Raw genomic sequence first — 24,028 nt, forward strand, 5'->3', positions numbered from 1 at the left:
TGCTCGCGCCGCCCGGTCGTCGGGAAGTCCCGACAGAGGAGGAAGACATGAAGGCGATCGTGTTCCGTGAAGGCTCGCAGTGGGCCGTTGAGGACGTTCCGACGCCCGAGCCCGGCCCGGGTGAGGTGCGTCTGCAGATTCTGCGCACCGGCGTCTGCGGCACCGACGAGCACCTGCTCCACGGCGGATTCATCGCCACGCTTCCGCTCATCCCCGGTCACGAGATGCTCGGCCGGGTCGACGCGATCGGCGACGGCGTCGACAGTCGCCTCCTAGGGTCGACCGTCGCCGTCGACAACACCATCCACTGCGGCGAATGTGAACCCTGCCTCTCTGGGCGCCATTTGTTCTGCGAGAATTTCGTATCACTCGGCTGCAACGCGCCGGGCGGTTTCGCCGAGTACACCGTCGTGCGGGCGGCGAAGACCTTCGTCGTGGACGACCTCGATCCGGTGGCGTCGACCTTCGCTGAGCCGACCGCCTGCGCGATGCACGGCGCCGACGTGCTCGCGCTCCGACCGGCCTCCGACGTGCTGATCTTCGGTGCCGGCCCTACCGGATTGATCCTCGCGCAGCTCCTCAAGGCATCGGGCGCTGCCCGCGTGGTGGTTGCGGCTCCCACCGCATCAAAGCTCGAGCTGGCCGAGTCGCTGGGCGTCGACGTCACCGTGCAGGTCGACCGCACCGATCCCACCGGCGCGGAGGCCGAGCTTCGCGCGCTTGCCCCGCGCGGGTTCGACGCCGTGGTCGAGGCGACCGGTTCCATCTCGGTGCTCGAGTCGGCGGTACGCCTCACGGCGACCGGCGGCACGGTCCTCGTTTACGGCCTCGCGGCCGAAGACGCGCGGGCGGCGATCAGCCCATACGAGATCTTCAGTCGCGAGCTGACCCTCAAGGGCTCCTTCGCTCAGGCGTTCACGATGCGCCGCGCGATCGACGTCCTGCGCTCCGGAGCCGTGCGCACGGACGGGATCATCACGGACACCGTGGGTTTCGACGACTTCGGCCGCGCACTCGCGAACCTCCACGACTCATCTCAGATCAAGACCGTGTTCGTGCCCTAACGGCGCCCGCCGCGGACGAGCGGATCAGACGCGCTTGGTGCCCCGGAAAACCGCGAGCTCGTCCTTCATGCGCGAGAGTCGTTTCGCATGATCGGCGCCACGGCGAAGTGAGACCGCTGTGGCGAGCACATCGATGACGACGAGGCCCGCGATCCGGCTCACCGTCGGGGTTACCATGTCGGTGTCTTCGAAGGTCTTGACGACGATCGGGATGTCGACGAGTTTGGCGAGCGTGTTGTCGTCGTCCCCGGTGATGCCGATCACGACGAGGCCGTGATCCTTGCCCTGTCTCACGATGTCGAGGAGGGCCTTCGTTCGTCCGGTGTTCGAGATCGCGACGAGCACGGAGCCGGCCGGCGCCATGGCCACGGCCATGAACTGCTGGTGCGGGTCGGGCGGAGCCGTCGCGGGGATGCCGAAGAGGACGCCCTTCTGCTCCGCGTCGCTCGCGATCAGGCCCGATGCGCCCAGACCCGCGAGGAGCATCGCCGGTGCGGCCAGAATCGCGTTCACGGCCTGCTCGAGCCGGTCGGAATCGATGTAATGCCGTGCGCGATCGAGGCTGGCGATCGTGTGATCGAACATCTTGGTCGCAACGAGCGAGACGGGTTCGTCGGCGCCGATCGCCGAGACGGTGGCAGGACGGCCCAGAGCGACCGATTGCGCGAGGGCGAGCTTGAACTGCTGGAAGCCGTCGAATCCGAGATTCGTGCTGAATCTCATGACAGTCGGTTCGCTGACCCCTGCCGCCTCGGCGACGGCAGCCATCGTCGAGCCCACGACGAATTCTGGATTCTCCATGACGAGGTCCGCGACGGACTGTTCCGATTTGCGCAGCCGCCCGCGCTCTCCGGCCACGTACTCGCGCAGAGGCACACCTGGATCGAACGCCACCCGTTGCCCCTCGCTTCCACGGCCGCCTCGCCGCGGCGCCTCGTGCCTCAGGCTATCGCGTGCGCGCGGCGGCTCCGGCCGTGTTCTGCCCGATCTCACCTGCTGGCCGAATCGCCGGAAAGGGCGAGCAGGCGCGCCGGATTGCGGCTCACGATGTCACTGAAAGCATCGTCGCTCACGCGCTCCGCGAGGCGAGGGAGGAAGCGCAACGGAAGGTATTCCAGTCCCGGGATGCCGCCGTACGCCCGATACCGGGTACTGCGCGCGACGTCCCCGCCGATCACGATCCTTGTGCCGCCGCCGCGCGCGACCACGTCGGCGATACACGCGATGATGGCGGAGTCGGGAGACTCGCGGTGCCGTGCCGGTCCGTCGAAGCCTAGGTAGGCGCCGCGGCGGGCGAGCTCGGCGTGAAGCCCGGCGTCGAGGTTGCGATCGATGTGCGCGAGCACGACGCGGCGCGGCGCGATGCCCTCGGACTCCAGGTGATCGAGAACCTCGTGCGCGGCCGAGCCGTGCTCGAGGTGCACCATGATGGAGCAGCCGGTCGCGCGCGAGGCGATCGCTGCCGCGATGAGCCCCTTCTGCTCGAATTCTCCGATGCTCCAATAGCGTGCCGCAGCCTTGACCACTCCCGCACGGATCGGGTCTCCGTCAGGCGTGCGGGCCATCCCTCCATCGTCGGTGCGCATGCCCTCAGCGATCTCTGCGGTGAACCGCTCGCCCAGGTCCTCGGGCGTCGCATCCCGCAACGGGTGGTCGGCGGCGTAATGCCCGCCGTGGTGCAGGCCGGTCGTGTGCACCAGGTGCATACCGATGGCCGCACTGATGCGCGCAAGTCCCTCGGGATTGCGGCCGAGCCCGAGGGGCGTCGCCTCGACCATGGACGTCACCCCGGCGCGCAGCATCCGTCTCGCCTCCTCCGCCGACAGGGCCTCGTCGCCGAGTTCGTCGCCTGAGAGGAGCGGGGTCGCCTGGAACAGGTGCTCGTGGTAGTCGACCACTCCGAGTGCCGACGGTGGGATGTCGCCGAGCACGGTCCGCACGACGTTCATCCGCGCCTCGCGTCGGCCGTGGTGTCGAACCAGGGCTCGAGCCGCGCGTACGCATCCAGGAATTCCGCGTACTCCGCCCTCGATGCCGCGTGACGCGCCATGTCGGGAGTACGCGAGGACGCGCGGGTGGAGAAGCCGAGGGTGGCGTCGAAGTCGTCGAAGACGCCCACACCGACACCCGCGACCACCGCGGCGCCGACGGAGCCCGCCTCGTCGATCAGGTCACGCGCGCTCACCGGCACACCCCATGTGTCGGCGAAGATGTCGAGTAGGAGGCCCGCGTTCGCAGCACCGCCAATGGCGTCGATGTGACCGACGGCGACGCCGTTGTCGAGGAACGCACGGATGCCCGTGTAGAGGTTGAAGGCGACCCCCTCGAGCACGGCGCGCGTCAGATGTCCGCGTCCATGGTGCATGTGGATGCCGACGAACGCGGCGCGCGCGTTGGGGTTCCAGTACGGCGAGCGCTCGCCCAGCAGATGTGGCAGGAAGTACAGCCCTTCTGACGCCGCCTCGGCGGCCGCCGCCTCGCCGAGCAGCTCGGCGTAACGATCTGCCTGCGCCGGCGAGAGCGTGTCGGTGATCCACTGCAGCGAGGCGCCGCCGGTCTGCATCGTGGCGGTGGGCACGAACCGCCCGGGGATGACGTGGTTGAAAGTCATCGACCGCATGAGCGGGTCGAGCAGCGGAACCTCGGCGCTGACCGAGACCCACGACGACGATCCGAGGTATGCGTAAGCGCCCGAGCTCGGATCGATGATCCCGGCGCCGAGGGCGGCCATCGGTCCGTCCCCGCCGCCGATGACGACAGGAGTGCCCGCGGCCAGGCCTACCTCGGCGGCTACGTCAGCGCGAACCGTGCCGATGACCGTGGTCGATTCGACGATCTCGGGAAACAGGGCGCGATCGACTCCTGCGGCGGCGAGGAGTTCGTCCGACCATTCGCCGCCGAGCTGGTCGTAGGCGTTCGTGCCCGACGCGTCTGAGCGGTCGGTGATCTGCACCCCGGTGAGCCGGTACGCCAGGTAGTCCTTCGCCTGCAGCGTCTTGTCGATCCGCGCGAACGCTTCGGGCTCGTTGTCGCGCAGCCACATGAGCTTCGGCAGCGAATACGTGGGATTCAGCCGGTGTCCGGTGACCGCATAGCCCCGATCCATCCCGACACGATCGATCAGCAGGGCGCACTGCGCGCGCGATCGCGTGTCGGCCCAGATCATCGCCGGACGCACGAGTTCGCCGTGGATGTCGACGGGCACAACGCCCATCATCTGGCCCGAGAACGACACTGCGTCGATGGATGTTGCGGGCGTGCCGGTGCGCTCGAGCAGTTCGCGGCCCGCCTCGCACATCGCCCGCCACCAATCGTGCGGATCCTGCTCTGCGCGTCCGTCGGCGCCGAAGTCGGCGTCGTAGCGAGCCGTGACCGACGCCACGAGCACTCCGTCGTTCGACACGAGCGTGGCCTTGTCCCCGGTCGTGCCGAGGTCGTGCGAAACGATCATCCGAAACTCCTCCGTGTTCCCCGGCGTCGCGATAGTGAAACTACAAGATTGGGCGTTACGTCACGATTCTAGGGCGAAGATTCCGTTCGGGTGGTCCAGTTCATGTAGTCTTACTACATGGCTACGCATGACCTGGGCGTTCTGCCCGCGTTCGACCTGGACATCCCCACGCTTCTCGACATCTCTCGTGAGGGCGGCATCGGAGGGCGCACGAGACGCTACGAGAAGTTCGCCGGAGATATGGGTGGGGTCTACCGCGACGGCGACGCGTGGCGGGCGGATGTCGAGGCGCGCGGATCCGATCGGCTCGTGTACTGGGTCGACGACCACCGCTACCAGGAGGGCCCCGGAGCGCTCGTTGTCGGCACCAGCACTCTGCTGCCCGGACGCGTGGGCGATGAGTTCGCATTCACCCGCGGTCACCTGCACGAGGTCGCCGACCGCGCTGAGCTCTACTACTGCCTGAAGGGGCGCGGTGTCCTGCTGCTCGAGACCATCGATGGTCGCAGCGAGGCCATCGAGCTCTCCCCCGGCAAGGCAGTCGACGTCCCAGGGCACTGGATCCACCGCAGTGTGAACGTCGGGGACGAGCCGTTCGTGACGCTCTTCTGCTACGCCGCCGATGCGGGGCAGAATTACGCGATCATCGGTGATGCGAATGGCATGAAGAGCCTGGTGGTGACCGACGGCGCCGGCGGCTGGACCACGGTCCCCAACTCCGACCACCGGGGATACCGCGCGTGAGCGCGGTGTTCGAGACGATCCGAGGCATCGGAGTCGTACCCGTCGTCGAGATCGAGAACCCCGACGACGGGGTACCGCTCGCGCGTGCGCTGCGTGCCGGTGGTATATCGACCATGGAGGTGACTTTTCGCACCGCGGCCGCCGCGGACGCGATCCGCCTGGTGAAGGCCGAACTCCCCGACTTCGTCGTGGGCGCCGGCACGCTTGTCACGCCCGCCGATGTGGCCCAGGCGGTCGCCGCCGGCGCGGCGTACGGGGTGTCGCCCGGCTTTCGGGCGGACCTCTCCGCAGCCGCTGCTGCCGTCGGCCTGCCCTTCATCCCCGGCGTCATCACGCCGTCGGAGATCCTGGCCGCGGTCGATGCAGGTCACCGGCATCTGAAGTTCTTCCCGGCAGCGCATTACGGCGGAATCGATACCCTCCGCTCGCTCGCGGCCCCGTTCTCGCGCCTGAGTGTCAGTTTCATGCCGACGGGCGGCGTGCGCGCCGCTACGCTCGCCGACCATCTCGCTCTGCCGCACGTCTTCGCGGTGGGGGGCACGTGGATCGCCTCTCGCGCCGATGTCGTCGGAGGACGATTCGGCGAGATCGAACTGGCCGCACGCGAGGCCCGCACCACCCTCGACGCCCTCTGACCCGGACCAGGAGACGCATATGCCTCGCACATACACGTGGGACACCCTCGAGCCCGCCGATACCCCCACCTTCTACTTCATCGGAGTGACGACCGACCGTTCATCGATCCGCAAGGTCTTCCCGCTGTGGGCGGCGCACCTGGGGCTCGGCGACGTCGAGATGGTCGGGATCAACCTGGGGCTGCATGCGCCGGCCGACCACTATCGCACCGTTGTGGAGTTCCTCAAGGACGACCCGCTGAGCCTCGGCGCCCTGGTCACGACCCACAAGCTCGACCTCTACAGCGCGGCTCGTGACCTCTTCGACGAGATCGACCCGCTCGCCGAGCTGATGGACGAGGTCAGCTGCCTCTCCAAGCGCGACGGGCGCTTCCGCGCCCACGCCAAGGATCCGATCACGGCTGGTCACGCACTGGAAGCCTTCATCCCAGTGGGCTACTTCGCCGAGAACGAGGTCGATGTGGTGGTGTTCGGCGCCGGCGGGTCGGCGATCGCGATCGACTGGTACCTGAGCCGTACCGAGCGCGGCGTCGACCGTCCGCGGCAGGTCACCGTGACGAACCGCAGCCTCCCGCGCATCGAGACGCTGCGCGCGGTGCACGACGCGTCGAACACCGACACACGACTCGAAACGCATCTCTGCCCGGCGCCGGCCGACAATGACGTCGTCATGGCGGCCGCGCCCGCCGGGTCGATCGTCATCAACGCAACGGGTCTGGGCAAGGACGCACCCGGTTCGCCGCTCACGTTCGACGGGGTGTTTCCCGAGCGCGCGCTGGTGTGGGAGCTGAACTACCGCGGAGACCTGGTTTTCCTCGACCAGGCGCGCGCGCAGGAGCACGAGCGATCGCTCACGGTTGTCGACGGCTGGGTCTACTTCATCCACGGGTGGACGCAGGTGATCGCCGAGGTCTTCGACATCGAGATCGCCCCGTCCGGCCCCGCGTTCGACGAACTCGCGGCGATCGCCGAGTCGGTCCGATGAAGATCCTCGTCACGCCGCGATCGATCACGACACGCCCGCTCGACGACGTGCCCGAACTGGACCCGCTGCGTGCACGCGGCTGGACGCTCGTCGCCGGTCCTGCCGGCCGCCTGCCGACCGCCGACGAGCTTGCCGCACTGCTGCCGGGGGTCGACGGCTGGGTGTGCGGAGTGGAGAAGGTCTCGGCACAGACTCTCGCCTCGGCCGACCGGCTGAAGGTCATCGCCCGCAACGGCGTCGGGGCCGACGCGATCGACACGGATGCGGCGGCAGCCCGCGGCATCGAGATCGCACTCGCCCGAGGCGCCAATGCCAACGGCGTGGCCGAGCTGGCCGTGGCGCTCATGCTGAGCGCTTTGCGCGACATCCCGGCGACCGACGCGGCGCTGCACGGCGGCGACTGGAGACGACGCCTCGGCAGTGAGCTCGCGGACTGCAACGTGGGCATCGTCGGCTACGGCGCGATCGGACGCATCGTTTCACGCCTCGTGCGCGCCTTCGGCGCTCGCGTGTTCGCGTACGATCCCATCGCCGATGTGAGCTCTGACGGCGCTGAGGCGGTATCCCTCGCCCAGCTCTTCGCGCAGAGCGACATCGTGACGTTGCACTCCCCGAAGCCGAAGAGCGGGCACCCACTGGTCGACTCGGCGCTGCTGGAGTCGATGCCTCGGGGCGGTGTGCTCGTCAACACCGCCCGGAGCGCCCTGGTCGACACCGGTGCGGCGCTCGACGCGCTCCGGTCCGGTCGTCTCTCGGCCTATGCGGTCGACGCGTTCGACCAGGAACCGCCAGTCCTCGACGAGCTCCTGCGTCATCCACGCACGATCATGACCGCGCACCTGGGCGGTTATACGGACTCGAGCACCCGACGGGCGACCGAGCAGGCGGTCGCCAACGTCATCTCTCGCCTGACGGCTTAGCCGCGGCCTGCGCGCCCCGTCCCCAGCGGAACGGCGACACCGTGGGGTCGCCCGGCACCCAGTACCGCCAGGGGAACGCGGCCGTGCCCGCGACTCCGGCCACGCCCACGCGCGGGCCGGAGGCGATGTCGGCGAGGGGGTCGGCGAGGAGCTCCAGTCGCGCCACGGCGCCGTGCCAGGGCGCGGCGGTGATGGCGTCGATGCCGTCGTGGATCGGATGCCGCAGCCCCACCGCGTCGCCGAGCCGTCCCGGTCCGCGGGCCAGGTCACGTGCGGTCCGGGCCGCGGGCCGGCGGCGGGCCGCGGCATCCGTCCCCTCGATCACCTGACCCGCGCGCAGCAGGATTCCGCCGGCGACACCCTCCGGACCGCAGACCACATTGACGCAGGAGTGGATGCCGTGGCTGAGGTAGACGTACAGATGCCCCGGCTCGCCCCACATCGTGGCGTTGCGGGCAGTCGGCCCCATGCGGGCGTGCGAGCCCGGGTCGGCGATGGGGCCGGTGCCGCGTCCGTGATAGGCCTCGACCTCGGTCAGGCGCACGGTCACCGTCTCGCCCGCCACCATCGTGGTCAGGTGCGCGCCGAGCAGAGTCGGCGCGACGTCCGAGGGGAGGCCCATCAGATCGGCACGGCTCGCGGCGCGCAGCCGGGCCGGGGATCGGGCGGTCATTGCGGCGGCACCTGGCACCACGAGATCGAGGCGCCGCTCAGGGCCACGACGGGCTCGCCGTCGGCGATCTCGAGGATGCGGGTCTCGGGTCGTTCCGGCAGCGGCAACTGGTACGTGTCGTAGTTGTTCGACACCGCATCGGGGGCGACGAGCACTGCGACGTAGCGGGCGCTGGGCGACACGCACACCTGCAGCACGGCGTCCGTTTCGGCGATCTCGGTGAGCATGCGCGTCTCGCCGTCCGCGCCGACGAGAGCGACCGACGTGCGACCGGTCGGCACGCCGCTCGCGAGCCCGTCGCCGTTCAGCCCCCCGCCCTCGAGGACCGCGGCGGTGCGGATCGTCGAGCCGTCCGGCAGCGGCGTCACCGAGCTCACGCCACCGAGATCGGTGGACGGAGCCACGAGCGGCTCTTCGCTCGCGTCGGTGAGGTCGACCACGGCGGTCTGCTCGGCGCGGTCGACGACGGCCTCGCTCGAGCCGCGCGCGATGCCCTCGATCGTCATCGCGGTCCCCAGAGCCGTGGCCCCGTCGCCGCCGGACCCGGTCAGCAGCAGCGACCCGTCGAAGGAGAGGAGCAGGATGCTGTCGGTGTCGGGCACGAACCGCCATTCGGCCACGCGGGGGTCGGCGCCTTCCACGGCGATCTCGGTGGGCTCGGCATCCGGCTCCTTCAGCGACGCGGTGTAGAGCCGGCTCTCGCGTCCGGATTGGGCGGTGAGCTCGGCGTCGGAGAAGGTGTATCCGATCAGCTCGCCGCGGTCGGCGCTCTGCAGGTTCGAGACGAAGCCGTCGCCCGGCAGCGCCAGCTCCCGCTCGTTCGAGCCGTCGAGATCGGTCACGATCAGGCCCGGGCTGTCGTCGTCGGTGCGCACCGACACGACGAGATGCGACGCCGTGGCGCGGAAGTCCTCGATGTGTCCGTGGCTGAAGACGGGCACGGCGTTCTGCCCGGTGAGGTCGGTGCGGTAGATCAGGTCGCCGCCGTCGGGGGCGCCGGCCCGCTGCAGCAGGAACATCTGCGCCGCCGGGGTGCGGAAGGTCTCCGAGATCGTCGCGGCCGGACCACCGGCCACCGACGCGACGTCGGCGATCTCGACGGAGTATTCGGTGTCGTCCCACAGGGGCAGGGTGAAGCGCACCCCGATGCTGCGGCCCGACGTGTCGACCTCGAACGGGGTCGCCGGCGTGATCGTCACCTGCGACGGGTCGACATCGGCCAGCGTCTGCGACGTGGTGACGATGAGACGGGATCCGGATGCCTCGGCCGCCGCCGCCGGATCGACCAAGACCTCGGTGATCCGCGGCCCCTGCGCCACGCTCGCGGCCGCACCGGCGAGGCCGAGCACCGTGAGCGCGCCGACCACGATCGCGAAGGCGCCCGCGAACGCCCGGCCCCGCCGCCGGCGCGAACGTGCGCGGCGCGAGCCGGCGTCAGTACTCATACGGATCCTCGGGCTCGGGGATCGACTGCACCGACGCCGCGTCGATGGCCAGGCGCCCATCCGACGAGGAGCGCACGGTGCCCGTGATCGTGACCCACTGGCCCGTGTCGGGCACGGCCGCGGTGGCGAGCACCGGCACGCTCGCCGGCTGCGCGTCGATCACGCAGTGGGTGATGATGAGCCGCGTGAGGTCGAAGCCGCCGTCTTCGGACGGCGTCACGAACCCGGTGAGCTCGACCGGATCGCCGTCGAACGCGTCCGGGTTCGTCGCGGTCGCGAAGGCGGTCGACCACTCGCCGACCCCGAACGAGGCGGTGTCGCCGGTCGAGGCGAGCTGGATCGTGTCGGCGCCGCCGAACAGCGGCGTCGCCCCCACGTCGCGCGACATCGCCAGCTCGGCCGACAGCGACGCGGGCGGCAGCACCAGGGCGAGGACGACGACGCCGGATGCTGCGACCCCGCCCACGACGCTGGCTCCGACCGCCATCGGGTGCCGCGCGTGCGCACGCGCCGGCTCTTCGGCATCCGCGTCGCCGTGGTCGTGGCCATGGTCGGCCTCGGCGCCGAGCGGAAGCCCGAACGACGCCACGGTGCCCACGAGCACCAGCACCGCCATCGACACCGCGAACCATGCCGAGTCGGGGTTGATGTACAGCCCGAGCCGGCCGGTCACCGCGAGCGAGATGGTCACCACCGACAGCGCGGCGGCCAGGCCGACGCCCAGCCATCGTGTGCCGAGGAATCCTGCATTACGCAAAGAGGTTCACCGCCGTCCCGATGGCGAAGGCGGCGAGCACGACCACCACGACGATCCCGCCCAGCGTCCGCCACGTGAAGGTGGTGCGCATGAGGGCCAGCATCTTGACGTCCACGAGAGGCCCGACGAGCAGGAACGCGACGATCGATCCCGGCGTGAACGTCGACGCGAACGACAGCGCGAAGAACGAGTCGACGTTCGAGCAGATCGATACGACCATCGCCAGAGCCATCATCGCCACGATCGACAGCGCAGGGTTCGAGCCGATCGCCACCAGCGCCTCGCGCGGCACCAGCACCTGCACCGCCCCCGCGAGCGCCGACCCGATGATGAGCGCCGGCATGACGGCGCGCAGCTCGATCACGAACTGCGCGATCGTGCGGCGGCCCCGGCCACCGGGCTCATGCGTCACGAGGGCGCACGTGTCGCGGAAGCGGTCGGTCAGCAGTGCGTCCGGAGACGGATGCCGGTTGTACAGCCAGCCGATGAGGTTGGCGATCGCATATCCGCCGAGCAGCCGTGCGATCAGCACGCCGTCGCTGAAGCCGAAGGCCTGGTGCGTCGTGATGATCACGATGGGGTTCACGATCGGCGCCGCGATGAGGAAGGTCAGCGTCTCGGGCACCGAGAACCCCCGCATCAGCAGGCCGCGCGCGAACGGCACGTTGCCGCACTCGCACACCGGCACGATCATGCCCAGCAGCGACAGCACCGCACGCCGCGCCCACGCACGGCGCGGCATCCACCGCTCGATGACGCCCGGCGGCACCCATACCTGCACCACGATCGACAGCACGACGCCCAGTGCGATGAACGGGAGCGACTCGATGAGCACGCTGACGGCGAGGGTCAGTCCGTCCTGCGCGCGCGTGGGGAGTGGCGCGGGGAACAGCTGCGGCGCGAGCCAGTCGACCAGGAACAGCCCGGCGACCACGAGCAGGCCGGCCCCGACCCACAGGAGCGTGCGGGCCGAGGACGAGGGCCGTGCCGCGGCATCCGGAACCGTCTCGTGACGGTGGGAGTGAGCGCGGCCGGCCGGCAGGCGGGGGTCAGCCCGCGTCACGCTTCTCTTCCCGGGCTCCCGCGCAGGACGCGCACAGCCCGAAGATGTCGACGATGTGCTCGGCGTCGCGGAAGCCGTGACGCTCGGCGGTGCGCTTGGCCCACTGCTCGACGTCGGTCGCCTCGATCTCGACCGTCAGCCCGCAGGAGCGGCAGATGAGGTGGTGGTGGTGGCCGCTGCTGGCGCATGCGCGGTAGAGCGCCTCGCCGTCGGGGCTCTGCAGCGAATCGGCGTCGCCCTGGGCGGCGAGCCCGGCGAGCGCACGGTACACCGTGGCCAGGCCGATGCCGGTGTTGTCGTCGCGCAGGGTCGCGTGCAGAGACTGTGCGCTCACGAAGCCACGGGCGTCGGCGAGCGCTTCGCGCACGCGTTCGCGCTGCCAGGTGTTGCGCTGGACCATGCCCGGGAGTCTACCGGCGTGTCCTGGACGTCGGCCGGGCGTCCGGCTCGACCTCGCCGCGGGTGACGCGGCCCCGGCGAGCCCCCACGGCGCGGCACACCAGGTAGATCACGAACGAGATCGTGGTGATGTACGGACTCACCGGCAGGGTGCCCATGATCGCGAGGAGGATGCCTCCGACGGCCGACACGAAGCCGAACAGGGCCGACAGCAGCGGCACGGACAGCGGTCCCGACGCCACGCGCATCGCGGCGGCGGCGGGCGTGACCAGCAGCGCCATCACGAGCAGCGCGCCGATGATGTGCACGGCGACGGCGACGATCAGCCCGAGCAGCAGCATGAACGCCAGCGACACCGCGGTCGTCGGCACTCCTCGCGCGGCGGCGGACTGCGGGTCGAGCGAGTCGAAGCGCAGCGGACGCCAGATGAGCAGCAGCCCGAGCAGCACGACCGCGCCGATCGCGATCAGCCAGCCCAGCTGACCGGACTGCACCGACACGATCTGCCCCGTCAGCAGGCTGAACCGGTTGGCGCTGCGGCCGTCGTAGAGAGACAGGAACAGGATGCCGAGACCCAGACCGAACGGCATCAGCACGCCGATGATCGAGTTGCGGTCGCGTGCACGCGCGCCGAGCCATCCGATGATCGCGGCGGCCACGAGCGACCCGATGATCGACCCGGTGACGACGTCCCATCCGATGAGCAGCGCCGCAGCGGCGCCGGCGAACGAGAGCTCGCTGATGCCGTGCACCGCGAACGCCATGTCGCGCTGCATGATGAACACGCCGATGAGCCCGCCCACGAGCCCGAGCACGGCTCCGGCCCACACCGAGTTCGACACGAGCGCGAGGATCTCGCCGTAGTACGGAAGGCCGCCGAACATCGCGTCGGCGACGTCGTCCCAGTTCACTCGTGCACCTCGTCGTGATGGTGGTGGGATGCCTCGGCGTCGGGCGCGCCCACGACCACGAGCCGATCACCCGCCCGCAGCACGAAGACGTGGGCGCCGTACAGCGCGGTCAGCACGTCCGAGCGCAGCACCTCCTTGGGGGTGCCCAGCGTGAACCGGCCGTTCGCGATGTACAGGATGCGGTCGACCTTGCCCAGCAGCGGGTTGATGTCGTGCGTCACCAGCAGCACCGCGGCATCCTTCTCGCGCCGGTGCCGGTCGATCAGACCGATCACGGCCTGCTGGTTGGCCAGGTCGAGGCTCGTGAGCGGCTCGTCGCACAGCAGCAGGCGGGGGTCGTCGGCAAGCGCCTGGCCGGCACGCAGCCGCTGCTGCTCGCCACCCGACAGCTGCCCGACCGGGCGATCCGCGAACGCGCGCGCGCCGACGGCGTCGATCAGCTCGTCCACGCGGGCTCGATCGCCGCGCCGCGGGATCGGCAGCCCGAAGCGATGGCCGTCGACGCCCAGCGTCACGAGGTCGCGGCCGCGCAGCGCGGTGTCGCGCGGCAGGGGACGCGACTGCGGGATGTAGCCGATGCGGCGGCTGCCGCGACCGCGGACCTCGTTGCGGAGCACCCTGATGCTGCCGCTCGAGAGGTCGTCCAGCCCGAGGATCGCCCGCAGGAGCGTGGTCTTGCCCGACCCGCTCGGCCCGAGCACCGCGATCAGCTCGCCCGCGTGCACGTCCAGATCCAGGCCGGACCACAGTTCGCGGTCGCCGCGCCGGAGCGCGGCATCCCTGATCGTGAGGATCGGCTCGCCGGAGCCGGCGGTCACTCGTCCAGCGCCGCGCTCAGCGCCTCGATGTTCGCCTGCATCCACGAGATGTAAGTCTGGCCCTCCGGCAGCGTTTCTGAAAACGCGATCACCGGGATGCCGCCGGCCTCGGCCGCATCCACGATCTGCGTCGTCTCGGCACCGCCGGTCTGCGTGTTGGTGATCACGACGCCGACGTCGCCCGATTCGATGAGGCCGAGGGCCTCGAGAAGAGTCGCGGGTGCAACATCCTGTCCCTCTTCGACGGCCTCGCTGAAGGCCTCGGGCGTCACGTTCTCGAGGCCGGCGGCAGCCGCGAGGTAGGCCGGAACCGGCTCGGTGACGAAGATCTGCGCGCCCTGGTGGGCCGATGCGATCTCGCCGAGCGAGCCCTCGAGCCCCTCGATCTCGGCGTACAGCGCCTCGGCGTTGGCGGTGAACGTGCTGGCGTCGTCGGGGCTCAGCTCGCCGAGCTCCTCGGCGATGGCCTCGCCGACGTGGGCGATGGTGTGCGGGTCGTACCAGACGTGCTCGTTGAAGCCCTCGACGTGCTCGTGGTCGTGGTCGTGGCCCTCCTCGGCGTGCTCGCCGTCGGCGGCCTCGTCCTCGGCGTGCTCGTCGGTCGCGGCTGGGCCCACGCGCCCGGAGGCTCCGGGCGACGCGCCAGCGGCGCCTGGAGGGGGCGTGGGGACTGTCTCGTCGGTGTGCTCTTCGTCCGCGTGCTCGTCCTCGTGACCGGCGTTCTCGGGCCAGTCGTGCGAGAACTCGACGGCGGTGATCACGTGCGCCTCGCTGCCGCTCGACTCGATCAGCGCATCGATGAACGAGTCGTACCCGCCGCCGTTCTCGATGATGAGGTCCGCGTCCGACACCGTGAGCTGGTCGCGCGCGCTCGGCTCGAAGGAGTGCGGATCCTGCGAGTCGCTCGTGACGATCGAGGTCACCTCGACCAGATCGCCGCCGATCTGCTCGGCGAGCTGCCCGTAGACGTTCGTCGATGCGACCACGCTCAGGCGCCCGTCCGATTCGCCGCCCGCCGCCGGGGTGCCGGCACAACCGGCGAGAGTGACAACGGATGCCGCGGCCAGGCCGAGCAGAGTCAGTGAGCGTCGATTCGGGGTCATGCCGCCCAGTCTAACGCTATTGATAATCGTTCTCGACTCGCCAGGGAACGGCGGCTCCTTCCCGCCGGAATGTCAACCCCCGGGGCGCCTGGTGCGGCGCCGCCTACCGTGGCGTGTCATGGCCGTTGAGTTCGACGACACCGCGACCGGCGAGGCTGTGCTGCCCCGCCGGCGCCAGCTCGCGGTCACGTGGGGGATCCCCGACCAGTACGGCGGCATGACGGCGGCGCTCCTGCACCGTTCACGCACGTTCGTCCGGCGGTCGGGCGCCGCCGTCGACGTCCTCACGTTCGAGTCCCGCCCCGACTACGAGGACGTGCGGCAGCGGCTGCGGGGGCGGGGTGAGCTCATCGACGGCATGCGCTTGCGCAACATCTACGAGGACTTCCGCGCGGCGGCACGGGCGCCCGTCGACGTGCCCCGGCGGACCGGGTCGCCTTCGCGGCCGCACGACGACGAGACGGCCACGGTGGCCGGATCCGTGCGCCGGTGGCGCAGGGGCGAGTCGGACGAGCGCGTCGAGCACCGGCGATCGGACGGCAGTCTCGCGGTCCTCGAAGAGCAGCGCCGCGGCGGCCGGCTGATCACGTCGTTCGACCGCGCCGGCCGGCCCACCGGACAGTGGACGTCGGCGTCGGCGTTCCGCTTCGCATGGATCGACGACGTGGTGGCCGGGGACGAGGCGGTGGTCATCGCCGACAGCAAGACCGTCGCCCGCTTCCTGCAGCGGTACCGGCGACCGAACATCGCGCTGATCCACATGGTGCACGGGTCGCACCATGACTCCGAAGGCCGGCTCACCGCATCACGCCGGCCGATCTTCGAGAACCTGCACCGGTGGGACGCCTTCGTGTTCCTCACCGCCCGCCAGCGCGCGGCCGCCGCGGCGCTGCTGGGCGACACCGGCAACCTGCACGTCGTTCCGAACGGCGTGACGTTGCCGGAGCGGATGCCGCGGCTCCCGCGCGACCGCCTGCACGGCGTGATCGTGTCGAGGCTCAGCGGCATCAAGCGCCTGGACCACGCGCTCCGGATCATCGCGGCCGTCCGCGAGCTCGGCATCCCCGTGACCGCCGACATCGTCGGCGAGGGCGCTCAGCACGCGCGCCTCGAGGCACAGGCGAAGCGCCTCGGCATCGCGGATGCCGTGCGATTCACCGGCTACGTGCCCCGGGCAGCGGAGCTGTACGCCCGAGGATCGTGGACGCTGCTCACCAGCCGCTCCGAAGGCGAGTCGCTGAGTCTCGTCGAGGCGATGGCGGCCGGATGCCTGCCGGTGGCGTACGACATCCGCTACGGGCCCGCCGAGGTCATCGCCGACGGACGCAACGGCCGCCTCGTCCCCGACGGCGACATCGATGCGGCGGCCCGTGCCCTCGTCGCGCTGTGCGTGCTCGACGACAACGCGCTGGCCGCTGCGCGTCGGACCGCCCGCCGCACGGCGCAGCAGCACGGCGATGAGGCCACCGTCGCACGCTGGGCTGCCGTGCAGCGGGCCGCGGTCGGCCGTGCCGAGCTGCGCGAATCGCTCGACGACACCGCGCTGCAGCGGGTGCGCGTGCGGCGCCTGCGCGGACGCCTGCTCGTGACCGCGCGCGTGCCGTCGCGCCGCCGTCGCGCCCGCGTGGACGTCCGCCTCTCGACGCCGGAGCGCACCGCTGCCCTGGCCACCATGCGGCGGTTCGGCCGCTGGCGCTTCGTGCGGCTCGACCGGCAAGGCTCGGAGCGACTGGGCGGCATCGACGCGAGCGAGACCGTACGGACGCGCTTCCTCGTCCATGTGGACGGCGGGGTGGTCGCGGTGGACGCCGGGTCGCGGCATCCGGATCACCGTTCGCTGGTGCGCCGCGCGGCCGATCGTCTGCGGCGCTGACCGCGGCCGTCAGTCCAGGAGCAGCGCGGGCTCCTCGAGGATCGACGCGACGTCGGCGATGAACCGCGACATGCCGTCACCGTCGATCACGCGGTGGTCGAACGACCCCGACACGGTCGTGACGAAGCGCGGCCGCACCTCACCGTCGACGACCCAGGGCTTCTGGCGGATCGTGCCCATCGCGACGATGCCGGCCTCGCCGGGGTTGATGATCGGGGTGCCGGCATCCATCCCGAACACGCCGATGTTGGTGATCGTGATCGTGCCGCCCTGCTGGTCGGCGGGCGTGGTGCGACCCTCGCGTGCGGTGAGCGTGAGCTTCTCGAGCGCGCGGGCTAGGTCGCGCATCGACAGATCCTGCGCGTCCTTGATGTTCGGCACCAGCAGGCCGCGCGGTGTGGCCGCGGCGATGCCGAGATTGACGTACCGGCGCACCCGGATCTCGGCGCCGCCCTCGGCGTCGACCCACGCCGCGTTGACCATCGGCGTGCGGCGTACCGCCCAGATCACGGCACGCGCCATGATGAGCAGCGGCGAGACCTTGACGTCGGCGAAGTCCGGCGACGCCTTCAGCCGCTTGACGAGCTCCATCGTGCGCGTCGCGTCGACGTCGGTCCACACCGACACGTGCGGCGCGGAGTACGCCGACTGCACCATGGCCGACGACGTCGCCTTGCGCACGCCCTTGACCGCGATCGTCTCCTCGCGCCCCTCGGCGTCTGGTGCGGGCGTGGCCGGGGCCACGGTCCCCACGGCCCCTCCCGGCCGCGTGGGCGCCGCAGGCCGGGTCGGGCGCTGCGGCGCCGGCACCGGGATCCTCTCTTCGCGCACGTCGCCCCACTCGGGCGTCTCGATGTTGCGGAACACGCTGGCCTGCGAGGCGTGGCGCACGACGTCGTCGCGCGTGACCTCGCCGGCAGGGCCGCTCGGCGAGACCGCGGCCAGCTCGACGCCCAGGTCGCGTGCGAGTTTGCGGATCGGCGGCTTGGCGATGACCCCGACGGATGCCGCGACCCGCTGCGCGGCCGGAGCCGCGGTCTTGCGGCGCCGCGACTGCACGTGTCCGCCGCTGCCGTAGCCGACCAGGACCGCGCCCTCGCCGGCTTCCGGAGCCGGCTCGGGCTCGCCGTGCTCGGACTGTCCGACGGTGGCGGGGCCGGTGGCATCCGTCGCCGATGCGATCGTGATGATCGCCGCCCCGACGTTCACCGTCTCGCCCTCGGGCACCAGCAGCTCGCCCACGGTGCCGGCGAACGGAGAGGGCAGCTCGACGAGCGACTTCGCGGTCTCGATCTCGACGAGCACGTCGTTGACGGCGACGCTGTCACCCGGCGACACCCGCCACGCGACGATCTCGGCCTCGGTCAGGCCCTCGCCGACGTCGGGGAGGAGGAAGGTCTGCGTGCTCATGTCGTTCCTCACGGGTCAGTAGGCGAGGGCGCGGTCGACGGCCTCGAGGATGCGGTCGGCGTCGGGGAGGTAGGTGCCCTCGAGCTTCGCGGCGGGGAAGGGGGTGTCGAAGCCCGACACGCGCAGGACGGGGGCCTCGAGCGCGTAGAACGCCCGCTCCATGACGGTCGCGGCGACCTCGGACCCGAGCGACGTGAAGCCGGGCGCCTCCTGGGCGTAGACCATGCGGCCGGTGCGGCGCACGGAGTCCAGGATCGGGCCGTAGTCGACGGGCGACAGCGAGCGCAGGTCGACGACCTCGCACGACGTGCCCTCCGACTCGGCCAGCGAGGCGGCCTGGAGCAGCGTCGTCACCATGGCGCCGTGGCCGACGAGCGTGACGTCGGTCCCGCGGCGCACGACTCGCGAGGCGTGCAGCGGCAGCGCCCGGGCCGACGTGTCGACCTCGCCCTTCTGCCAGTACTTGCTCTTGGGCTCGAGGAAGATCACCGGGTCGGACGACGCGATGGCGTCCTGGATCATCCAGTACCCGTCGTTCGGCGTCGACGGGCTCACGACGCGCAGGCCGGGGGTGTGCGTGAAGTACGCCTCGGGGCTCTCCTGGTGGTGCTCGACCGCCCCGATGTGCCCGCCGTAGGGGATGCGGATGACCACGGGCATCTGCAGCGCGCCCTCGTGGCGGTTCGTGATCTTGGCCAGCTGCGTCGTGATCTGGTCGAACGCCGGGAAGACGAAGCCGTCGAACTGGATCTCGATCACGGGGCGGAAGCCCGCCATCGCCAGGCCGATCGCGGTGCCGACGATGCCCGACTCCGCGAGCGGGGTGTCGAGCACGCGACGCTCGCCGAACTCGGCCAGCAGGCCCTCGGTCACGCGGAAGACGCCGCCGAGCTTGCCGATGTCCTCGCCCATCAGCAGCACGCGGTCGTTCGCTGCCATCGCCGCGCGCATGCCGGCATTGAGCGCCCGGCTGAACGGCATGGTCTGGACAGCGGATGCCTCGGCCGCGGGGTTTCCGGACAGCTCGGGGCGTTTCGTCTCGTCGCTGCTGCGTTTCGTCTCGGTCGCTGCGCTCGCTCGCTCAACGTCCGCCTCGCTCAACGATCGGCTCGTGTCGGTGCTCATGCTGCGCCTCCCTCGAACGATGCCTCGTACTCGGCGAGCCAGCGGCGCTGCTCGTCGATCAGCGGATGTTCCTCGGAGTACACGTGGGCGAACATCGCCTCGCGGTCCACGCCGCCCAGGGCGTTGGTGCGTGTGCGGGTGTCGTCGGCGAGCGCCTGGGACTCGGCCTCCACGTCGGCGAAGAAGGCATCCGACGCACCGCGTGCCCGCAGGTACGCCTCCATGCGGGCGATCGGGTCGCGGCGGCGCCACGACTCCTCCTCGTCCGAGGTGCGGTACTTCGTCGGGTCGTCGCTCGTGGTGTGGGCTCCCAGGCGATAGGTCATCGCCTCGATCGCGCGGGGGCCCGCGCCGGCCCGCGCCTCGTCGAGAAGCGCCCGCGTGACGGCCCAGCTGGCCAGCACGTCGTTGCCGTCGATCGGGATGCTCGGCATGCCGTACCCCTCGCCGCGCTTGTACAGCGGCGAGCGCGACTGCGTCGCGACCGGCACCGAGATCGCCCACTGGTTGTTCTGCAGGAAGAACACCTCGGGCGTACCGTAGCTCGCCGCGAACACCATCGCCTCGTGCACGTCGCCCTGGCTGGAGGCGCCGTCGCCGTAGTACACGATCACGGCTTCGTCGCGCTCGGGGTCGCCGGTGCCGCAGCGGCCATCGAAGACGAGCCCCATGCCGAACCCGGTGGCGTGCAGCGTCTGCGCGCCCAGCACGAGCGTGTAGATGTGGGTGTTGCCGTTCTTCGGGTCGACGGGGTTCCACCCGCCGTGCGTCAGCCCGCGCATCAGCCGGATGATGTCGATGGGGTCGACGCCGCGGATCTTGGTCACGACGTGCTCGCGGTAGGACGGGAAGATGTGGTCCTGCGGGCGGGCGGCGCGGGCCGAGCCGACCTGCGCGGCCTCCTGGCCGTAGCTCGGCGGCCAGAGGGCGAGCTGACCCTGCCGCTGCAGGTTCGTCGCCTGCACGTCGAACGCGCGGATGACGGCCATGTCGCGGTAGAACTGCTCGAGGTCGGCGTCGGGCAGGGCGTCGACGAGGTGGCGGTAGCGTTCGGCGGCCGGTGTCGGCGCGAACGTGCCGTCCGCGTTCAGGAAGCGGACGGGGGCAGTCGTCGCCGACTCTTCGGGAGGCGTCACCGTTCTACGCTAGCCCGCGCCCCGAGTGGCCCTGTGGGAGGTCCTTCACAACGGATGCCGCGATCCGTAGGACCTTCTCGACAGATTCCTCCTCGCCGACAGAGATCCGGATGCCGTCACCGGCGAACGGGCGGACGATCAGGCCGGCGGCGTCGAAGGCCGTGGCGACCTCGATCGTCTCGGCGCCGCTCGGCAGCCACACGAAGTTGCCCTGCGCCTCGGGAACCCGCCAGCCGGCCTCCCGCAGCGCGGCGGCGAGGCGGTCGCGGCGCTCCGCGATCGTGCGCACGCGCTCGATCAGCTCGGCCTCGGCGTCGAGGCTCGCCAGCGCCGCCTCCTCGGCGTGAGCCGTGACCGACAGCGGGATCGCGGTGCTGCGCGCCGCGTCCAGCACGCGCGGATGCCCGATCGCGTAGCCGACCCGCAGCCCCGCGAGACCGAAAGCCTTCGAGAAGGTGCGGAGCACCACGACGTTGGGGTGGGCGCCGCCGGCGAGCACGCGGGCGCCGTCCACCGCGTCGGGAGCGGTGACGAACTCGGCGTACGCCTCGTCGAGGACCACCAGCACGTCCGACGGCACCCGCTCGACGAACGCGTCGAACTCGGCCTGCGTGATGACGGGCCCGGTCGGGTTGTTCGGGGTGCACACGATGACCGCGCGCGTGCGCTCGGTGATCGCGGCGGCCATCGCGTCGAGGTCGTGCCGCGCGTCCGGGGTCAGCGGCACCTGCACGGCCGTCGAGCCGGCGACGACGGCGAGCCACGGGTAGGCCTCGAACGAGCGCCACGCGTAGATGACCTCATCGCCCGGTCCCGACGTCGCCTGCACGAGCTGCGCGAGGATCGACACGCTTCCCGCGCCGATGTGCACGCCGTCGACGTCGACTCCGAAGCGCTCGGCCAGGCGCGCGCGGAGGCGGTTGGCCGCGGCATCCGGATACCTGTTCAACGCGCTCGCGGACTGCATGCGGGCGAGGACTCCAGGCAGCGGATCGAAGGGGTTCTCGTTGCTCGAGAGCTTGAACGCCTCGGCGCCGGCCTGCTTGCCCTGCTTGTACGGGGGCAGCGCGGCGACCTCGGCGCGCACGCGGACAGGGATCTCTGGTGCGTCGGTCACGCCCCGAGTCTAAGAGCGGGGGACGGATGCCGCGCGCCCTTCCGGCCTGTCGCACCGGCGTGCCAGACTGACGCGCATGGGCTTCCTCATCCGCGTCGTCGTCAACGCGTTCGCGATCTGGGTCGTGACCCTGATCCCCGCACTGCAGGTGTTCGTCATCCCGTTCGCGCCCGGCGAGACGCTGCAGCTGGTGCTCACGCTGCTGCTCGTGGCGGTGATCTTCGCCCTCGTGAACACGATCATCGGCACGGTCATCAAGGTGCTGGCGTTTCCCATCTACATCCTCACGCTCGGGCTCATCGGCCTCATCATCAACGCGTTCCTGCTGTGGCTCACGGCCTGGCTCACGCACTGGTGGAACTGGGGACTTCGCGTCGAGGACTTCTGGTGGGGCGTCGTGGCGGCGATCATCATCTCGCTCATCAACTGGATCTTCGGCATCATCCTGCGCCCCCGGAAGAGGGACTGACCGCGCGCTCTCCGCGCGTCGCGGCGTACTCGGTCACCTCGACCGACTGCGCCGTCGCCAGCTGATCGAACACGGCCTGCAGCTCGCCGACCCGCGGGTCGGACGAGGCGTCGACCATCGCCGCGGTCTCGGCGTACGCGGTCATCCGATGCGCGGGCACGTCGGCGTCGGCGAGACCGATCTCGGTGTGGGCGACGCGCTCGGCGATGAAGCTGCCGGGCGCACCGACGGCGGCGTTGTGCCCGCCGCCCGCGAGCGCGGCCACCGGATCGTCGGTGTGACGCAGCGTCACGCTGAGCGTGCCCGTCCCGACATCGGCGGCGACCGGATTGCCGAACGTGACCAGAGTGCGCGTGTCGTACTCGCCCTCGAGCGCGAGGTGCGAGCCGATCATGGCGCCCTGCGAGTGCCCGAACGCATGCACGACGTCACCCGGCCGAGCACCGGCCTCGGCCAGCGCCTGCGTGGTCGCCGCATACGACTCGGACTGCCGGCCGGTGTAGAGCTCGTGGTTGGACTGGTTGTCCCACGGGTCGTCGCCTCCGTAGGCGAAGGACTGCATGCCGGCGATGTACACGGCGTACTGCTGGCTGCCGTCGGGCATGGAGTACTTCTCGACGCGCACACGCGAGTCCCCCGCGCCCGGCATCCGCTGCGTCACCGCCGTCAGGCTCTGCGGCGCCCCGGCCGCCTGGACCGGCGCCACCGAGGTCAGAGCGACGGGCCCGGCCTGCCCGCTCAGGCGCGCGTCACGGGACAGGCGGCCCTGGCCGCCGATGCCCAGCATCGCCGCGCCCGCGATGGTGCCGAGACCGAAGACGGCACCTGTGCCGATCCCGACGGGACCACCGAACTCGGAGCCGACGACGAGCCCGCTCTCGGCGGCCTGCCGGGCAAGCTCGCCCGGCCAGTTCACGGTCCGGTCGAACTCCGATCGGAGCGCCGTCGACCACGCTTCGGGGTGTTCCTGGCTCAGCCTCGTCACGCGCGCGTCGATCCGCGCCGCGCGCTCGGTGTCGCCGGCCGCGAAGGCGGCGCGATGCTCGGCGTTCAGCTCGACCAGCTCGTACGCGATCGCGGCTTCACGCAGCGAGTCCGCGATGCGCTCGGCCTCGGCCCGCACCTCCACCAGCCGCTGGAACAGCACGGTCACCGACGAGAGCGCGTGCCACGCCTGGTCCCGCAGGCCCAGCAGCGTGCCCTGCGGATCGCCGAGGCGCCGGCAGATCCCCTCGAGGTCCGCCTGTGCCGTGAGGAAGAGCGCCGCGGTGTGGCGCAGGGTGCTGGTGTCGACGGCGACGGCACCGCCCCCGCGGATCTCGAGTCCCGTCCCCGCCCGCGGCCATGTCGTGGGCAGCCCGCTGAAGCGATCCCGCCAGTGGACGTCGACCGTGCGGCCCTCGTCGAAGGGGAGCGCGCCGTCGGGCAGCGGCGGGAGCCCGTCGCCGTTCATCGCGCAGCCGCCGGGGTGAGGGCGGCCGCGAACGCATCGGCTTCCCGTGAGGCGGCGCGGTCGCGCGCATGAGCCGCGTCGAGCCGGGCGGTCTCGGCCAGGCAGATGAGCCCCGAGACCTCGCCCGCCCACGACTCGGCCTTCTCATGGAACGCCGTCGCGGCGCGGGACTGCCAGTCGGTCGCGGCGGCCAGCCCACGAGCGGTGGACGCGGCATCCGTCAGCTGCTCGATGATCATCACGAGGTCGCGCACGACGGCGGCCAGCTGGTGCGAAGCGGGAGCGGCGGGGTCGATCACGCGTCCATGCTCGTGCCGGCGGCGGAGGTGATCGACCCGCTGCGCCCGATCTGTGCATGGGCGCCCACGGTGTCCCGCCTGGGGAGGAGCCGACGGATGCCGCAGCCGCAGTCGGACGGACGACGAAGCGCCGCCCCCTTGCGTGAATCCACGGTCGGGAGCGGCGCTTCGTGCGTGC

The 24,028-nt window shown here is 70.9% G+C and carries 24 protein-coding genes; 7 read left to right on the forward strand and 17 right to left on the reverse strand.

Features of this window, described 5'->3' with window-relative positions:
- Positions 1-47 precede the first annotated feature (47 nt).
- Complete coding sequence (locus HF576_RS13010) at positions 48-1,064, forward strand: zinc-dependent alcohol dehydrogenase family protein (protein WP_168913241.1); 1,017 nt, start codon at positions 48-50, stop codon at positions 1,062-1,064.
- Between the two features lie 24 nt (positions 1,065-1,088).
- On the opposite strand, the gene HF576_RS13015 is transcribed toward HF576_RS13010, so the two are convergent.
- From HF576_RS13015 to xylB, 3 genes are all read right to left on the reverse strand, one after another.
- Entirely contained in the window at positions 1,089-1,958 is an 870-nt protein-coding gene (locus HF576_RS13015) for an SIS domain-containing protein (RefSeq protein ID WP_168913242.1), read from the reverse strand.
- A 95-nt stretch (positions 1,959-2,053) separates the two neighbouring features.
- Entirely contained in the window at positions 2,054-3,013 is a 960-nt protein-coding gene (locus tag HF576_RS13020; protein ID WP_168913243.1) for a phosphotriesterase family protein, read from the reverse strand.
- Complete coding sequence (gene xylB / locus HF576_RS13025; protein ID WP_168913244.1) at positions 3,010-4,515, reverse strand: xylulokinase; 1,506 nt, start codon at positions 4,513-4,515, stop codon at positions 3,010-3,012. The genes HF576_RS13020 and xylB overlap by 4 nt, the downstream gene beginning before the upstream one ends.
- A 117-nt stretch (positions 4,516-4,632) precedes the next feature.
- On the opposite strand from xylB, the gene HF576_RS13030 reads away from it, so the two are divergent.
- From HF576_RS13030 to HF576_RS13045, 4 genes are read left to right on the forward strand one after another with little or no spacing between them, the layout of a single operon-like run.
- A complete protein-coding gene (locus HF576_RS13030; RefSeq protein ID WP_168913245.1) occupies positions 4,633-5,259 on the forward strand; it encodes a glucose-6-phosphate isomerase family protein in 627 nt (208 codons plus the stop codon).
- Positions 5,256-5,894: a bifunctional 4-hydroxy-2-oxoglutarate aldolase/2-dehydro-3-deoxy-phosphogluconate aldolase gene (eda, locus tag HF576_RS13035; protein ID WP_168913246.1), complete on the forward strand. Its 639-nt coding sequence runs from the start codon at positions 5,256-5,258 to the stop codon at positions 5,892-5,894. The genes HF576_RS13030 and eda overlap by 4 nt, the downstream gene beginning before the upstream one ends.
- Before the next feature lie 19 nt (positions 5,895-5,913).
- Positions 5,914-6,879, forward strand: coding sequence for a shikimate dehydrogenase family protein (locus tag HF576_RS13040; RefSeq protein ID WP_168913247.1), 966 nt, complete (start codon positions 5,914-5,916; stop codon positions 6,877-6,879).
- Positions 6,876-7,799 (forward strand): NAD(P)-dependent oxidoreductase, encoded by a 924-nt coding sequence (locus tag HF576_RS13045; RefSeq protein ID WP_168913248.1) that lies wholly within the window; start codon positions 6,876-6,878, stop codon positions 7,797-7,799. Before HF576_RS13040 ends, HF576_RS13045 begins: the two co-directional genes overlap by 4 nt.
- On the opposite strand, the gene HF576_RS13050 is transcribed toward HF576_RS13045, so the two are convergent.
- From HF576_RS13050 to HF576_RS13085, 8 genes are read right to left on the reverse strand one after another with little or no spacing between them, the layout of a single operon-like run.
- Entirely contained in the window at positions 7,777-8,472 is a 696-nt protein-coding gene (locus HF576_RS13050; protein WP_168913249.1) for a DNA-3-methyladenine glycosylase, read from the reverse strand. The two genes, HF576_RS13045 and HF576_RS13050, sit on opposite strands and share 23 nt — an antisense overlap.
- Complete coding sequence (locus HF576_RS13055; RefSeq protein WP_168913250.1) at positions 8,469-9,917, reverse strand: hypothetical protein; 1,449 nt, start codon at positions 9,915-9,917, stop codon at positions 8,469-8,471. Before HF576_RS13055 ends, HF576_RS13050 begins: the two co-directional genes overlap by 4 nt.
- Positions 9,907-10,674: a TIGR03943 family putative permease subunit gene (locus HF576_RS13060; RefSeq protein ID WP_168913251.1), complete on the reverse strand. Its 768-nt coding sequence runs from the start codon at positions 10,672-10,674 to the stop codon at positions 9,907-9,909. Before HF576_RS13060 ends, HF576_RS13055 begins: the two co-directional genes overlap by 11 nt.
- Entirely contained in the window at positions 10,667-11,737 is a 1,071-nt protein-coding gene (locus HF576_RS13065) for a permease (protein ID WP_425523003.1), read from the reverse strand. Before HF576_RS13065 ends, HF576_RS13060 begins: the two co-directional genes overlap by 8 nt.
- On the reverse strand, positions 11,724-12,137 hold the full coding sequence (locus HF576_RS13070) for a Fur family transcriptional regulator (protein ID WP_168913252.1): 414 nt from the start codon (positions 12,135-12,137) through the stop codon (positions 11,724-11,726). The genes HF576_RS13065 and HF576_RS13070 overlap by 14 nt, the downstream gene beginning before the upstream one ends.
- A gap of 10 nt (positions 12,138-12,147) precedes the next feature.
- Positions 12,148-13,047 carry a metal ABC transporter permease gene (locus HF576_RS13075; RefSeq protein WP_168913253.1) on the reverse strand — a complete coding sequence of 300 codons (900 nt, stop codon included), beginning with the start codon at positions 13,045-13,047 and terminating at the stop codon, positions 12,148-12,150.
- On the reverse strand, positions 13,044-13,865 hold the full coding sequence (locus HF576_RS13080; protein ID WP_168913254.1) for an ATP-binding cassette domain-containing protein: 822 nt from the start codon (positions 13,863-13,865) through the stop codon (positions 13,044-13,046). Before HF576_RS13080 ends, HF576_RS13075 begins: the two co-directional genes overlap by 4 nt.
- Positions 13,862-14,968, reverse strand: coding sequence for a metal ABC transporter solute-binding protein, Zn/Mn family (locus HF576_RS13085; protein WP_168913255.1), 1,107 nt, complete (start codon positions 14,966-14,968; stop codon positions 13,862-13,864). Before HF576_RS13085 ends, HF576_RS13080 begins: the two co-directional genes overlap by 4 nt.
- A 118-nt stretch (positions 14,969-15,086) precedes the next feature.
- On the opposite strand from HF576_RS13085, the gene HF576_RS13090 reads away from it, so the two are divergent.
- Positions 15,087-16,841 carry a glycosyltransferase gene (locus HF576_RS13090; protein ID WP_168913256.1) on the forward strand — a complete coding sequence of 585 codons (1,755 nt, stop codon included), beginning with the start codon at positions 15,087-15,089 and terminating at the stop codon, positions 16,839-16,841.
- Between the two features lie 9 nt (positions 16,842-16,850).
- Here the strand turns inward: HF576_RS13090 and HF576_RS13095 are convergent, their stop codons facing one another.
- From HF576_RS13095 to HF576_RS13110, 4 genes are all read right to left on the reverse strand, one after another.
- Positions 16,851-18,251 (reverse strand): dihydrolipoamide acetyltransferase family protein, encoded by a 1,401-nt coding sequence (locus HF576_RS13095; RefSeq protein ID WP_168913257.1) that lies wholly within the window; start codon positions 18,249-18,251, stop codon positions 16,851-16,853.
- A 15-nt stretch (positions 18,252-18,266) separates the two neighbouring features.
- Positions 18,267-19,232: an alpha-ketoacid dehydrogenase subunit beta gene (locus HF576_RS13100; protein ID WP_168913796.1), complete on the reverse strand. Its 966-nt coding sequence runs from the start codon at positions 19,230-19,232 to the stop codon at positions 18,267-18,269.
- A 140-nt stretch (positions 19,233-19,372) separates the two neighbouring features.
- Positions 19,373-20,512, reverse strand: coding sequence for a thiamine pyrophosphate-dependent enzyme (locus HF576_RS13105; protein ID WP_168913258.1), 1,140 nt, complete (start codon positions 20,510-20,512; stop codon positions 19,373-19,375).
- Positions 20,513-20,516: 4 nt separating this feature from the next.
- On the reverse strand, positions 20,517-21,629 hold the full coding sequence (locus HF576_RS13110; protein ID WP_168913259.1) for a histidinol-phosphate transaminase: 1,113 nt from the start codon (positions 21,627-21,629) through the stop codon (positions 20,517-20,519).
- A 76-nt stretch (positions 21,630-21,705) separates the two neighbouring features.
- On the opposite strand from HF576_RS13110, the gene HF576_RS13115 reads away from it, so the two are divergent.
- Positions 21,706-22,098, forward strand: coding sequence for a phage holin family protein (locus tag HF576_RS13115; RefSeq protein WP_168913260.1), 393 nt, complete (start codon positions 21,706-21,708; stop codon positions 22,096-22,098).
- Here HF576_RS13115 and HF576_RS13120 read toward each other — a convergent pair.
- Positions 22,070-23,551 carry a hypothetical protein gene (locus tag HF576_RS13120; protein WP_205835236.1) on the reverse strand — a complete coding sequence of 494 codons (1,482 nt, stop codon included), beginning with the start codon at positions 23,549-23,551 and terminating at the stop codon, positions 22,070-22,072. The genes HF576_RS13115 and HF576_RS13120 overlap by 29 nt on opposite strands.
- The gene (locus HF576_RS13125; protein ID WP_343234275.1) at positions 23,548-23,850 is read right to left on the reverse strand and encodes a hypothetical protein; all 303 of its coding nucleotides are present in this window, start codon (positions 23,848-23,850) and stop codon (positions 23,548-23,550) included. Before HF576_RS13125 ends, HF576_RS13120 begins: the two co-directional genes overlap by 4 nt.
- Between the last annotated feature and the right edge of the window lie 178 nt (positions 23,851-24,028).

Source organism: Microbacterium salsuginis (genome assembly GCF_012524205.1).
In the GTDB taxonomy this organism is placed as follows: Bacteria; Actinomycetota; Actinomycetes; order Actinomycetales; family Microbacteriaceae; genus Microbacterium; species Microbacterium salsuginis.

Coding starts and splice junctions, on each gene's coding strand:
- HF576_RS13095 (WP_168913257.1), bottom strand. CDS start 18,251: ATGAGCACGCAGACCTTCCTCCTCCCCGACGTCGGCGAGGGCCTGACC.
- HF576_RS13050 (WP_168913249.1), bottom strand. CDS start 8,472: ATGACCGCCCGATCCCCGGCCCGGCTGCGCGCCGCGAGCCGTGCCGAT.
- HF576_RS13010 (WP_168913241.1), top strand. CDS start 48: ATGAAGGCGATCGTGTTCCGTGAAGGCTCGCAGTGGGCCGTTGAGGAC.
- HF576_RS13100 (WP_168913796.1), bottom strand. CDS start 19,232: ATGCCGTTCAGCCGGGCGCTCAATGCCGGCATGCGCGCGGCGATGGCA.
- xylB (WP_168913244.1), bottom strand. CDS start 4,515: ATGATCGTTTCGCACGACCTCGGCACGACCGGGGACAAGGCCACGCTC.
- HF576_RS13020 (WP_168913243.1), bottom strand. CDS start 3,013: ATGAACGTCGTGCGGACCGTGCTCGGCGACATCCCACCGTCGGCACTC.
- HF576_RS13040 (WP_168913247.1), top strand. CDS start 5,914: ATGCCTCGCACATACACGTGGGACACCCTCGAGCCCGCCGATACCCCC.
- HF576_RS13085 (WP_168913255.1), bottom strand. CDS start 14,968: ATGACCCCGAATCGACGCTCACTGACTCTGCTCGGCCTGGCCGCGGCA.
- HF576_RS13030 (WP_168913245.1), top strand. CDS start 4,633: ATGGCTACGCATGACCTGGGCGTTCTGCCCGCGTTCGACCTGGACATC.
- HF576_RS13045 (WP_168913248.1), top strand. CDS start 6,876: ATGAAGATCCTCGTCACGCCGCGATCGATCACGACACGCCCGCTCGAC.
- HF576_RS13055 (WP_168913250.1), bottom strand. CDS start 9,917: ATGAGTACTGACGCCGGCTCGCGCCGCGCACGTTCGCGCCGGCGGCGG.
- HF576_RS13120 (WP_205835236.1), bottom strand. CDS start 23,551: ATGAACGGCGACGGGCTCCCGCCGCTGCCCGACGGCGCGCTCCCCTTC.
- HF576_RS13115 (WP_168913260.1), top strand. CDS start 21,706: ATGGGCTTCCTCATCCGCGTCGTCGTCAACGCGTTCGCGATCTGGGTC.
- HF576_RS13070 (WP_168913252.1), bottom strand. CDS start 12,137: ATGGTCCAGCGCAACACCTGGCAGCGCGAACGCGTGCGCGAAGCGCTC.
- HF576_RS13090 (WP_168913256.1), top strand. CDS start 15,087: ATGGCCGTTGAGTTCGACGACACCGCGACCGGCGAGGCTGTGCTGCCC.